Below are 12,725 nucleotides of genomic sequence, written 5' to 3'. Positions count from 1 at the left end.
TACATTCATTGAAATATTATTTCAAAATTACCTATATTTGAATCATTTATTACTTCATTTGTGCGATGCCAATCCGCAGGCGCTTGATTGCGAAACCAGGTAAACTGCCGCTTTGCATATTGTCGGGTGGCAATTTGGCCGCGCGCAATCGCTTCGTCCCGTGTCATCATGCCTTTTAAATAAGCCGCAATCTCCGGTACGCCGATGGCGCGCATAACGGGCGCATCCTGCGGCAGATTGCGGGCAAGCAATGCTTCCACTTCATCAATTGCGCCATGCGCCATCATTTGTTCGAAGCGTGTGTCGCAGCGGTCGTATAGCCAATCGCGTGGGGGCAAGAGCAACAATGGTCGCAATGCTATGTCCGCAGATATTCCGCCAGTCTTGGTTGCGCGCCATGCCAAAATGCTGCGTCCGGTGCTTTGCACGACTTCAAGTGCGCGACTGATGCGGCTGACATCCGTGGGGGCTAAGGTTGCGGCAACGGGCGCATCATATGTTTGCAGCGCGGCATAAGCATCTGCCACCGGCATAGCGCGGATTGCTGCCCGCAATTCTGGATCCACTTCTGGAATGGGGGCAATGCCCTCCAGCAAGGTGCGGAGGTAAAGGCCGCTGCCGCCCACCAATATCGGCGTAGCGCCTGCTGAATGGGCGCGCGCAATAACGTCCTTGGCATCTTTGGCCCAGCGTGCGGCGGAGCAGGGGGTGACGCCGTCGATATAGCTAAAAAGATGATGCGGAACGCTGCTTTGTTCATCGGCTGTGGGCTGGGCGCTCAATATCGGCAGGTCAGAATAAACTTGCGCACTATCGGCGTTGATTATCTCGAAATTGCCGGATCGGGCCAGATGCAGCGCTAATGCCGTCTTGCCGCTTGCTGTCGGACCCGCAATAAGCGCGACCATATTTTGAGGATTCGATATGCCCATTTGCACTCTGATAGCAGCAGATAGTCTGGAAAGCGGCAATTTTTCCGAGGCCAAGGATAGATTGGCCGAAGCTGGCTGTATGCCAAAGGCTTTTGACTGGCTCGCAGAAGGCAAAGCTGCCGATATATTGTTTGAAGGCGACCTATCCGATGCGCGCTCGGCCCTCGCGGTTATTGAGGATCGTTTTGATATTGCCATCCAGCATGAGGGTAACCGCCGAAAAATGTTGTTGGTGTCCGACATGGACAGCACCATGATTACGGTCGAATGCATTGACGAATTGGCGGACTATGCTGGCATTAAGCCAGAGATTGCCGCGATTACCGAGCGGGCAATGGCCGGTGAGCTCGATTTTGCCGAGGCGTTAAAGGCGCGGGTCGCTCTGCTGGCGGGGTTGGACGAGGATGTCGTTGCGCAGTGCCTGCGTGAACGCGTGCAGCCAATGCCGGGGGCAGATATCCTTGTGCGTACGATGACTGGATGGGGCGCACATGCGGTGCTCGTGTCGGGTGGGTTTACCAGTTTTACGGGCCCTGTGGCGGATAGGCTGGGCTTTCATGAGGTGCATGCCAATGTTCTGGAGATTAAAGATGGGCGGCTGACCGGCGCGCTGGCTGCCGATATCGTGGATGCGTCTACTAAGCAGGCAGTCCTGCAATCAGCCGCTGAAATGCGTGGGATTGATTTGGCTACTACGCTAGCTGTTGGTGATGGCGCGAATGACTTGCCCATGATTGCCGCAGCGGTGTCGGGCGGGGGCCTTGGTGTGGGCTATCATCCGCGTCCGCAATTGGCGCAAGCCGCGAATTTTTCCGTGCGGCACAATGATCTGACAGCCTTGCTATTTGCGCAAGGTGTTAAGCCCAGCGAATGGGCGGAGTGAATGCAGGAAACAAATTGAGTGCCGTACGGTTGATGTTATGTTGCACGCAACAACCCAGATTCAGGAGAAGAATATGCGTAAATATCTGCCGATTTTCATCCTTCCAATACTCGCCAGCTGTTCGACCCTGCAGTCTACGAAGGCGGCGGAGACCTCTGAAGTCATCACGGCGGATCTGGCTCGTGCCGATGGCAGTTGGGCAGGCGTTGCAACCATATCCCAGCGGCGCGATGGCGTGTTTTTAAGCCTATCTGCTCAAGCGCCTACGGCCGGAACATTTGGCATGCATCTCCATGCCGTTGGTAAATGTGAAGCACCCGACTTCACCAGCGCAGGGCCGCACTGGAACCCCGATATGAAGCAGCATGGTCACGACAACCCCATGGGCGCGCATGACGGCGATTTGCCCAATGTGAACGCAGGCGCTGATATGAAAATCACGCTGGAGTATAAATTGAAGGATGTCGTGCTGACCGGGCCGAACGGTTTGCTGGATGCCGATGGCGGGGCGCTTGTCATTCACGAGAAAGCCGATGACTATAAAACCGACCCAAGCGGGAACAGCGGCAAGCGCATTATCTGTGGCGTGTTCAAATCCGGCAACAGCAGCTGAGCTTACACCTTATCCGCGTATAGCAGGCATCCTGGGGCCACGCGCTCCAGGATCACGTTGATATCATCCTTTGCAAAAGCAAAGCAGCCTTGGCTGCGGCCAATCTTGCCTTGGTCTTGAATGAGCGATCGGTTCACATACCAAGCAGGGTGAATGACAATCGCGCGGGCCTCAGCTTGGTCATTTTGCGGATCAAGCCCGATTAACCGGCGGGATTCGCCATATTGACCAAAATAGGTCTCACCGACGAGGTAACTGCCCGCGGACGTCGCCTCAGACCCATGCACGTTAGAGAAATGTTGGACCCAGCCGCTATGGCTTGGATCCGAACCTTTGCCATGGGCGACCAAGAATGTGTCGGATTTCCCACTGCGCAGATCGACAACGTAAAAGCGCGGATCGCGCGATGGCTTTGAAAAGTCTGCGATGGCAAGAAGATCATGGTTGCGGATACGTGCATTATGCGCCGCCAATGCTGCCTTTGCGCGATCAAGCAATAAAGGCGATGGGCTGCCCGGTTCGGCGCCCGTGCCCGGCCGAAAGACAATGTCGGCCGCCTTTGATGGAACCGTAAGTAAGCTTGCGCCTAAAACCGCTGAGTGAATGAATTGCCTGCGTCCTATGTTCATAAGGGCAAGATAGGGCTCAAAGCTGGCGATAAATAGGGTCTCTAAGGCATTTGAGCGCAAAAGCAGGACGGTTAGGCGCATCATGTCGGAACTTAGGGGGCGCAGGCTGATTATATATGGCTGCGGGAAAATTGACGTCGAATTTTCATATAGATGATGATATGCCCATTCATATGCTGTCTTGTGCGGCACAATATAGGTTAGTTAGGGCAATATTATGGGTTTCGGCGCGGGTATCCGCACATTGCAGGGCATAATAGCGCTTTTGTTGATGACTGCCATGCCGGCCCAAGCTGGAACGCAAGGATTGGAGCAGGCAGCGCCTGCACCTTTAGAGCAAGGCCAGTTATCTGACGTTGCGTCTCAAGTTACGGCACCCGTTGTCCCGCCGCCTGCGACAAATCCATCTGCTTCGAAAACCCCGATTGCAAGCCCCGCGCCAAAGCCTCGCGTAAAAGGGCCAGTTGACGCACTGAAACCCGGACAGTTTCGGTGGGCCAAGCAGGATGTATACGAAGGACCGATGAAAATCGTTATCGTGCTCGATATTCAGCGGATTTATGTGTTTCAGAACGATAAGCTAATTGGCTTCAGCACCATTTCATCTGGGAAAAAAGGCAAAGAAACGCCGACGGGCATTTTCAATATTCTTCAGAAAAATGTCGATCATAAATCCAATCTCTACAGCAATGCGCCAATGCCATTTATGCAGCGCCTGACATGGGATGGGATTGCCATCCATGGCGGTTACTTGCCCGGATATCCCGCGTCGCATGGTTGTATTCGCTTGCCCCTTGCCTTTGCCAAGGCATTATTCGACGTCACGCAAAAGGGGCAGGAGGTCGTCGTTCTTCAAGATACGTCAACGCCCGTTAAGCGGCCATCGCCGCAGCCAGCCACAGAAGCTGTGACGGGGGCAAAGGATGCAACAAATGATCCTGCGCTATCGCCGCCGGTACTGGCACCAAAGCCAGAAGACGCATCGCTGCCTGAGCCATCAGTTTAACACGCTATATTCCAGCCGCATCCCTCACTTCCCCGATTGACGTTTACGCTAACGTAAACTAGTGACGTTAGGGCAACCAAGAGGGAAGGCGCTATGGAATCTGTCACGCGCGAAGAAAGGCGAGCCGATGCGACTATCGACACGCCTGACGCATATAATCGGGATTCGTTTACGATATCCGACCTGTCGGTCGAATTTGAGGTAACGGCGCGGGCCTTGCGTTTTTACGAAGATCAGGGCCTGATTTCTCCGGAACGTATGGGCTTAGCACGCATTTATTCAAAACGGGACAGGGCGCGTTTGGCGTGGATATTGCGGGCAAAGCGGGTTGGTTTTAGCCTTGCTGAAATTCGCGAGATGATAGATCTGTATGACCTGAATGACGGCCGCAATATTCAACGCCGCGTGACCATTGAAAAATGTCGCGACCGTATCAATCTGTTGAAGTCTCAACGCGATGATATTGAGAGCGCGATTAAAGAGCTGACCGAATTTGTTTCAACGGTAGAACAGGTCGAAGCCGCAGAAAAATCTGCCGCGGCGTAACGCCCTATTCACTGCTATCTAAAGGACCGAAAATGCCAAGCTACACCGCCCCCGTTCGCGACACGCAGTTCATCCTTAACGAAGTTTTGGGTGTTGAGCGCTACGCCAATTTGCCCGGTTTTGAAAATGCCAGCCCAGATATGATTGATGCGATTCTGACTGAAGGCGCAAAATTTGTTGAAAATGTCCTGTTCCCCTTGAACCAAGTTGGTGATCTGCAGGGCTGCACCCGGCATGAGGATGGCAGCGTGACTACGCCTGAGGGCTTCAAGGAAGCCTATAAGCTATATTGCGAAGGTGGCTGGGGCACATTGTCGAGTCCCGTGGAGTTTGGCGGGCAGGGCATGCCGCACATCGTCTCCATGGCCTTTGAGGAGCTGATGGCGAGTTCCAACATGGCGTTTGCGATGTATCCCGGCCTGACGCAGGGCGCGGTATCGGCGATTTTGGTTAAGGGCAGTGAGGAGCAGAAGGCCAAATATGCCCCGAACATGATCTCGGGCAAATGGGGCGGGACAATGAACCTGACCGAGCCGCATTGTGGAACCGACCTTGGCCTTATTCGCACTAAGGCAGAACCTAATGGAGATGGCAGCTACGCGATTTCCGGGACTAAAATTTTCATTTCGTCGGGGGAGCACGACCTGACTGAGAATATCATTCATTTGGTACTCGCAAAAACACCCGGTGCACCGGACAGTGTAAAAGGCATATCGTTGTTCATCGTGCCCAAATTCCTTGTGAATGACGACGGGTCGCTTGGTGCACGTAATGCTTTGTCCTGTGGTTCGATTGAACATAAAATGGGCATCCACGGCAACGCCACCTGCGTGATGAACTATGACGGCGCCACCGGCTATTTAGTTGGCGAAGAGAATAAAGGCCTCGCGGCCATGTTCATCATGATGAACATCGCGCGCTTGGGCGTGGGGCAGCAGGGCTTAGGCATTGCAGAAGTCGCATACCAAAATGCGGTGCATTATGCGCAAGACCGCCGTCAGGGCCGCGCGCTGACTGGACCGCAGGATTTGGAGCAAAAGGCCGACACTTTGTTTGTGCACCCTGATGTGCGCCGTATGTTGATGGATGCAAAGGCATTTACTGAGGGCATGCGTGCCTTGTGTCTATGGGGCGCGTTGCAGGCCGATTTGCTGCATCATGCGCAAACCGAGGAAGAGCGCCAGACCGCTGATGATTTACTGTCTTTGTTAACGCCGGTCATCAAAGGCTATGGCACGGACAAGGGCTATGAAGTCGCAACCAACGCGCAGCAAGTCTATGGCGGCCATGGCTACATCGCCGAATGGGGCATGGAGCAATATGTCCGCGATGCCCGTATCGCGATGATCTATGAAGGCACGAACGGTGTGCAAGCCATGGATCTCGTCGGCCGAAAGCTCGCCCAAAATGGTGGTCGCGCTATTCAGGCGCTTTTCAAGATTGTCGATGAGGAATGCGCTGCTGCCAAGGATGGGCCGTTGGCGGATTTGGCTGGTCGCCTTGAGAAGGCCAATGGTGATTTGAAGGCGTCGACCATGTGGTTCATGCAAAATGGCATGGCCAATCCAAACAATATCGGCGCAGGCGCGCATCATTATATGCACATCATGGGCATTGTTGCGCTTGGCCTGCAATGGCTGCGTATGGCGCAAAGCGCACAGAAGGCTTTGGATGCGGGCATAGGAAACGCGGCATTTTACGAAACCAAGCTAGTTACCGCGCGTTATTTTGCGGAGCGTCACATGCCGGATTGTGGCGCGCTTCGTCGCAAGATTGAAGCAGGCAGTGAGGCGATTATGGCACTTACGCCGGAAATGTTCGCAGCAGCTTAAACACCCATTGCTCCGTCAGAAAAACAAAATGCCGGGAAGTTATCTCCCGGCATTTTTTGTTTATGCAAGCTTTGGTTTATTCCACCGGTAAGAAATCCGGAACCGACAGATAGCGCTCACCAGTATCATAATTGAAACCAAGGACGCGGGTTCCAGCCGGTAGTTCAGGTAGTTTCTGCGCAATTGCAGCCAGCGTTGCACCTGATGAGATGCCGACCAGCATGCCCTCTTCGCGCGCGGCGCGGCGCGCGGTTTCTTTTGCTGCTTCAGGATCAACCTGAATAACACCATCTAGTAAAGCGGTGTGCAAATTGTCTGGAATGAATCCAGCGCCAATCCCCTGGATCGCATGTGGACCTGGCTGGCCTCCGCTGATGACGGGCGATAACGTCGGCTCGACCGCGAAGACTTTGAGCTTTGGCCAAGCCTTTTTCAGGACTTCTGCACAACCAGTGATATGCCCGCCAGTGCCGACGCCAGTGATCATTACATCAATAGGGGTGTCGGCAAAATCTTCCAATATCTCCAGCGCTGTGGTGCGCACATGGACGTTGATGTTGGCCGGATTTTCGAATTGCTGTGGCATCCATGAATTTGCGGTTTGTGATACCAATTCTAATGCGCGTTCAATCGCACCTCTCATGCCCTTTTCACGCGGGGTAAGGTCAAATGAAGCGCCATAAGCCAGCATCAAACGGCGACGTTCCAGCGACATGGATTCGGGCATGACGAGGATGAGCTTATAGCCCTTCACTGCCGCGACCATTGCAAGGCCAACGCCGGTATTGCCGGAGGTTGGTTCAATGATTGTGCCGCCGGGTTTAAGACTACCATCCTTTTCGGCCGCCTCAATCATGGCCAAGCCAATGCGGTCCTTAATCGATCCGCCGGGATTTGACCGTTCCGACTTAATCCAGACCTCTGCATTCGGGAACATACGTCCCATGCGAATATGCGGGCTGTTACCAATGGTTTCGAGGATCGATTGCGCTTTCATGGACTTTTTCCTCTATATTGCGGTTCGAATGTGCGGGCGTTTTTAAGTTCGGGGAACAATCCCGCCCAAATAGCTGCAACGAATATGGCACCCGCGCCGCCAAATACAACCGCGCCAACGGGACCAAGCACCGCGGCGGCCACGCCGGACTGCAATTCGCCCAATTCATTAGATGCGGAAATCGCAAGGCCGGACACCGAACTTACCCGTCCGCGCATCTCATCGGGGGTGTTGAGCTGCACAAGTGAGGAGCGCACATAAACGGACAACATGTCTGAGGCGCCAAGTATGACCAGCATGACCAAAGCCACCGCCATTCCAGCGCCCATGTTCAGGAAACCAATACGCGCGTCACCGAAGACACGGGAGCCGATTTCATGGCTTAGACCAAAACCTATTGTCGCAATCCCGAATACGACCACAGCCCACAGCATTTTTGCGCCGACATTGTGACGCAGTGGCCGGAAGGTAAGCATGAGTGCCACGACTGAAGCACCGATAGCAGGTGCCGCGCGCAATTGCCCAAGACCGTCTGGGCCAACCATCAAGATGTCGCGCGCATAGACCGGAAGCATAGCCGTTGCGCCCGCGAGCAACACTGCAAACAGGTCAAGTGTAATGGCACCCAATAAGAAGCGTTCAGACCAAGTGTAACGCATACCATCTACCATCTGGCGGATAGGGTGAATTTTCTTTTCCATCGGCGGCGGATAGACGGGCCGTACGCAGCTGAGGCTGATCGTCGCCATGAGCATGAGGCCAGCCGATGCGAAATATGGCAGCGACGGGCTTGCGGCGAACATCAGACCACCTGCCGCAGGGCCAATGACCGAGCCAATCTGCCAAGCGATGGAGCTTAAGGCAATCGCACGGGGCAGGGAACTGGGTGGCACAATGTTGGGCGCAATCGCCGACATGGACGGCCCGACAAAAACGCGTGCGACACCGTGCAAGGCCGCAAACAGGAAAAGGAGAGGGAGCGTTAGTCCGTCCACATAAGTGAACCAACCCAAAGCAAGCGCCACAACCATGTCGATGCTATTGGCGAGCCGTGCGACCGTCCGCCGTTCCCAGCGATCTGCGGCCCATCCGGCTACGGGCGTCAGCAGCGCGAGGGGAACAAATTGTACCAACCCCAACAGGCCCAGTTGCAACGATGCCTCGCGTATGGACATGCCATAATCGCTGCGCGCGATGTCATAGGCCTGATAACCGATAACAACGACCATCCCCATAGTGGCAAGCACCGCCATAAAGCGCGCCATCCAGTAAAAGCGGAAGTCAGCGATTTTGAGCGGATGAATTTCAGCGGGTGTTTCGGACATATTCTGTGGGCCTATCGGCTTATGTTTCGAAGCGCAATGTGCACGATGTTACCAGCCCTATCATGAGGTCATGGCCGCAGCAATTCAGCCTAGACTTACAAAGCTGTCTATGACGCGCTTCCGGCCGGCTTGCTCAAAATCGATCTCAAGCTTGTTGCCTTCAATCAATGCAATGGTACCATAACCAAATTTTTCATGGAAAACGCGCAGGCCAATGCTGAGGTCACTTCGGCCCTTGTTACCCAAGCTGACGGCGCTGCGCGTGTTTTCCGCTATGCGCTGCGGTCGGGGGTTGAAGCCGCCCGAGGTGGCGGCGCGTTGCCAGCCAGGGCCACGCGCGTTGCTTCGGCCTTGATTGGCGGCAGCCAGATGCGCGAACGGGTCGGTCTGTTCGCTCCAGTTGGCGCGCCATAAGGATGCGCCGCCTGTCATCGTCTGTTCGGCCTCAATATGGTCGAGCGGCAGTTCTTCAATGAAACGGCTGGGGATGCTGCTGGTCCATTGGCCATAAATGCGGCGATTGGCGGCATGGATAATGGTGCATTTGCGCTTGGCGCGCGTAATCGCAACATAAGCCAAGCGGCGTTCTTCTTCCAACGAAGCAAGCCCACCTTCGTCCAACGCGCGTTGCGAGGGAAAAATGCCTTCTTCCCAGCCGACCAAGAAAACATTGTCATATTCAAGGCCCTTGGCGGCATGGATGGTCATAATCGTGACGCTTGCGCCGGTGTCGCCGCGGTCATTGTCCATGACCAAACTCACATGCTCCAGAAACTCGCCCAAGCTCTCATATTCTTCCATCGCGCGGGCAAGTTCGCTGAGGTTTTCGAGGCGGCCCGATGCCTCCGTACTGCGCTCCGCCTGTAAGACGGCAGTATAGCCGCTTTCGTCCAATATCAGGCGTGTCAAATTGGCCGGCGACATCGTCGCGGCCTCGTCCCGCCAGCGGGCAATGTCGACCACCAGGTCCGCAAGGGACTTGCGAGCCTTGCCTGTCAGTTCGTCGGTTCCGACCAGACGCGCGGCGGCGACGGATAAAGGGGTGCGTTCTGCGCGCGCCACAATATGAATTTTTTCGACTGCCTTATCGCCAATGCCGCGCTTGGGCACGTTGACAATCCGTTCAAAGGCAAGGTCGTCGGCGGGCTGATTGACGATACGTAAATAGGCAATAGCATCGCGAATTTCGGCACGCTCGTAAAAACGAAAACCACCGACTATTCGATAATTGACACCGATTTGTATGAAACGGTCTTCAAATTCACGCGTCTGGTGTTGGGCGCGCACGAGTATCGCAATATTGTCCAGACTTTCGCCTTTATACTGGATTGCCTCGATTTCCTCTCCGACGCGGCGGGCCTCTTCGGGGCCGTCCCACACGCCAATGATCCGGACCTTTTCACCATCGTCCAATTCGGTCCATAATGTTTTGCCAAGCCGTGCGCTGTTGGCATCAATGAGGCCCGATGCCGCCGCAAGAATATGCGGCGTGCTGCGGTAATTTTGTTCTAGCTTGATCGTCTTGGCGCCCGGAAAATCCTTTTCAAAGCGCAGGATGTTTGCAACTTCGGCCCCGCGCCATGAATAGATGCTTTGGTCATCATCACCGACGCAGCAGATATTCTTGCGTTTTTGCGCCAGCAATCGCAGCCACAGATATTGGACGGCGTTGGTATCCTGATATTCGTCGACAAGGATATATTTGAACTGCGCTTGATATTTTTCGAGGATATCGCGGTTGTTCTTCAGCAGGTTCAGGCCATGCAACAACAAATCACCAAAGTCGCAGGCGTTCAGCGCCAGCAGCCGTGCTTGATACAGCGCATACATATGCTGGCCTTTGCCGTTGGCAAAAGCTTCATTGTCAGCAGCGTCCAAATCGGCAGGCGATTTGCCCGCATTCTTCCATTTGTCGAGTAAGCTCGCTAATCCGCGCGCAGGAAAACGCTTCTCGTCCAAATCTTCGGACTGGATAAGTTGCTTCAACAGCCGAAGCTGATCATCCGTATCGATAATCGTGAAGTTGCTCTGTAGGCCGATGATTTCGGCGTGGCGGCGTAGTAGCTTTGCGCCAATGCTATGGAAGGTGCCAAGCCAGGGCATTCCTTCTACCGCGGAGCCTACCATAGTGCCAATACGTTCACGCATTTCGCGTGCCGCCTTGTTGGTGAATGTGACCGCGAGAATTTCTGACGGCCATGCTTGGCGCGTATATAATATCTGCGCCATACGGGCGGTCAACGCGGCCGTTTTACCCGTGCCTGCGCCCGCCAGCAGGAGCACAGGTCCTTCGGTCGTAAGCACGGCTTCACGTTGCGGCGGGTTTAACCCACGCAACCAAGGCGGTTCCGTTTGCGACGGATCGGACTGGACCTGAATGTCTGACATCTGCGAACAGTTAGGGAACAACGCGCCGAACCGCAAGCGCTGTTAGGTCCTATGCTGGAACTATAATAGGGCAGAAAGTGCGCGCGCCGTTACAGCGCCGCGGGCCGCAATAAAGTGAGCTTTGCTTTGCCGACATTGCGGACGGTGTCGATCGTGAAGCCTTTTACCTCGACATCTTCCTTGATGCTCGTTTCAACGCTAATCCAAGCTGAAGGCGCGAACCAACCAAAGCGGCCCAGCTTATCCAGCGCAACTGAACCTGCGCCGCTCAAATAGGGTGGGTCCATTAAGACGATATCTGCCGGCTTTATTGCAGTGCCGAGAGACAATACTGAGGATTTCCGTACATCACTTTGGTCTCTTGCGCCTAGCTTATCGATGTTCTTGGCAAGTGCATCGAGTGCAAGCGCATCCTGCTCGACGAAGGTGCAATGCGCCGCGCCGCGCGACAAAGCCTCTAGCCCAAGCGCGCCAGATCCCGCAAATAGGTCAAGCACACGCAAATCTTCAAATGACCCCAGACGACTTGTCAGCATGGAGAATAATGTCTCACGCGTGCGGTCTGCCGTCGGGCGGGTTGTGTCGCCCTTCGGCGCAACAAGCGGTCGCGAGCGCCACTGGCCGGAAATGATACGCATTATTTCAACGTCTTTCGAAATTCGATGAGGTCCACACGGCGCACTTCGCCGACAGTACCGGGCGCGAGTTCGCCTAGAACGAACGGGCCGTAGCGCGTACGGATGAGTCGGCTGACTTCAAGACCCAAATGTTCCAGCACGCGGCGGACTTCGCGGTTTTTACCTTCCGTCAGCGTCATTTCGACCCAGCCATTGCGGCCTGTGCGGCGTTCCAGATTGGCGTCGATTTTGCCATATTTAACGCCTTCAATTTCAATACCGTGGATCAGCTCTTCCAGCTGTTCCTGGCTGACATCCCCAAAGCAACGCGCACGATAGGTGCGTTCAACACCGGTCGATGGCAATTCCATCTGGCGTTTGAATTCGCCATCATTGGTCAGCAATAACAAACCTTCGGTGTTCAGATCGAGACGCCCAATGGGCATCAGGCGTGGTAAATCCTTGGGCAGGACGTCGTATATTGTCTTGCGCCCGCTAAAGTCGCGTTCAGCGGTCAAGCAGCCCTCGGGCTTGTGGAACATGTATAATTGGGTCGGCGCGGGCTGACCCACGGCCTTGCCATCCACAGCGACGCCACGGAGTGACTTTAATAGGGTTGCAGGCGTTTCCACCTTTTCATTGTTCAGCGTGACTCGGCCATCGGCAATCATGCGTTCGATTTCACGACGCGACGCAACACCAGCGCGCGCGAGCAGCTTTGCAATGCGCTCTTCACCATCCTTGCGTTCCAAAGCGCCCTTGCTCGGGCCGGCATTTGGGTTGGGTTTACGTGACGGTTTGCTGTCCCAACGCAGACGCGGTGGCTTGGTCGGACGGGCAGGAGCTTTTGACGGAGGTTTAACCATGTCCGCGCCTTTGGCGCATATTGCTGTAAAAGTCACTGGCCATTCAGGAAAATGGCGTTAGTCATCGTCGCAATAATTTTGGAGGGGGCCA

Annotated in this window: 12 protein-coding genes; 5 read left to right on the top strand and 7 right to left on the bottom strand. The window is 54.8% G+C overall.

The window, feature by feature from the left end; all coding sequences use genetic code 11:
• Positions 1-5 precede the first annotated feature (5 nt).
• Entirely contained in the window at positions 6-932 is a 927-nt protein-coding gene (miaA, locus tag D7D48_RS05695) for a tRNA (adenosine(37)-N6)-dimethylallyltransferase MiaA (RefSeq protein WP_125230366.1), read from the bottom strand.
• On the opposite strand from miaA, the gene serB reads away from it, so the two are divergent.
• Both serB and D7D48_RS05685 read left to right on the top strand, forming a co-directional pair.
• Positions 925-1,815: a phosphoserine phosphatase SerB gene (gene serB / locus D7D48_RS05690; protein ID WP_125230365.1), complete on the top strand. Its 891-nt coding sequence runs from the start codon at positions 925-927 to the stop codon at positions 1,813-1,815. The two genes, miaA and serB, sit on opposite strands and share 8 nt — an antisense overlap.
• A gap of 73 nt (positions 1,816-1,888) precedes the next feature.
• Positions 1,889-2,428, top strand: a complete 540-nt coding sequence (locus D7D48_RS05685; RefSeq protein WP_125230364.1) for a superoxide dismutase family protein — start codon at positions 1,889-1,891, stop codon at positions 2,426-2,428.
• A 2-nt stretch (positions 2,429-2,430) separates the two neighbouring features.
• Here the strand turns inward: D7D48_RS05685 and D7D48_RS05680 are convergent, their stop codons facing one another.
• Positions 2,431-3,141, bottom strand: coding sequence for a murein L,D-transpeptidase catalytic domain family protein (locus tag D7D48_RS05680; RefSeq protein ID WP_245964347.1), 711 nt, complete (start codon positions 3,139-3,141; stop codon positions 2,431-2,433).
• A gap of 133 nt (positions 3,142-3,274) precedes the next feature.
• Here D7D48_RS05680 and D7D48_RS05675 point away from each other — a divergent pair, with 133 nt between their 5' ends.
• The 3 genes from D7D48_RS05675 (at position 3,275) to D7D48_RS05665 (ending at position 6,441) form a co-directional block, all read left to right on the top strand.
• Positions 3,275-4,063, top strand: a complete 789-nt coding sequence (locus tag D7D48_RS05675; RefSeq protein WP_245964346.1) for a L,D-transpeptidase family protein — start codon at positions 3,275-3,277, stop codon at positions 4,061-4,063.
• 93 nt (positions 4,064-4,156) lie between these two features.
• Entirely contained in the window at positions 4,157-4,609 is a 453-nt protein-coding gene (locus D7D48_RS05670; protein WP_125230363.1) for a MerR family transcriptional regulator, read from the top strand.
• A 32-nt stretch (positions 4,610-4,641) separates the two neighbouring features.
• Positions 4,642-6,441, top strand: coding sequence for an acyl-CoA dehydrogenase C-terminal domain-containing protein (locus tag D7D48_RS05665; RefSeq protein WP_125230362.1), 1,800 nt, complete (start codon positions 4,642-4,644; stop codon positions 6,439-6,441).
• Positions 6,442-6,517: 76 nt separating this feature from the next.
• Here D7D48_RS05665 and cysK read toward each other — a convergent pair whose 3' ends face one another.
• The 5 genes from cysK to D7D48_RS05640 form a co-directional block, all read right to left on the bottom strand.
• Complete coding sequence (gene cysK / locus D7D48_RS05660; protein WP_125230361.1) at positions 6,518-7,438, bottom strand: cysteine synthase A; 921 nt, start codon at positions 7,436-7,438, stop codon at positions 6,518-6,520.
• Positions 7,435-8,763, bottom strand: a complete 1,329-nt coding sequence (locus D7D48_RS05655; protein WP_125230360.1) for an MFS transporter — start codon at positions 8,761-8,763, stop codon at positions 7,435-7,437. The genes cysK and D7D48_RS05655 overlap by 4 nt, the downstream gene beginning before the upstream one ends.
• 84 nt (positions 8,764-8,847) lie before the next feature.
• Positions 8,848-11,151, bottom strand: a complete 2,304-nt coding sequence (locus tag D7D48_RS05650) for an ATP-dependent helicase (RefSeq protein ID WP_125230359.1) — start codon at positions 11,149-11,151, stop codon at positions 8,848-8,850.
• A gap of 89 nt (positions 11,152-11,240) precedes the next feature.
• Positions 11,241-11,789, bottom strand: a complete 549-nt coding sequence (rsmD, locus tag D7D48_RS05645; RefSeq protein ID WP_245964345.1) for a 16S rRNA (guanine(966)-N(2))-methyltransferase RsmD — start codon at positions 11,787-11,789, stop codon at positions 11,241-11,243.
• Entirely contained in the window at positions 11,789-12,634 is an 846-nt protein-coding gene (locus D7D48_RS05640; protein WP_125230357.1) for a pseudouridine synthase, read from the bottom strand. Before D7D48_RS05640 ends, rsmD begins: the two co-directional genes overlap by 1 nt.
• Positions 12,635-12,725: the final 91 nt, after the last annotated feature.

Source organism: Sphingorhabdus wooponensis (genome assembly GCF_003933235.1).
In the GTDB taxonomy this organism is placed as follows: Bacteria; Pseudomonadota; Alphaproteobacteria; order Sphingomonadales; family Sphingomonadaceae; genus Sphingorhabdus_B; species Sphingorhabdus_B wooponensis.
The sequence above is the reverse complement of the archived record's forward strand: the minus strand, read 5'-3'. Positions and strand labels throughout refer to the sequence as shown.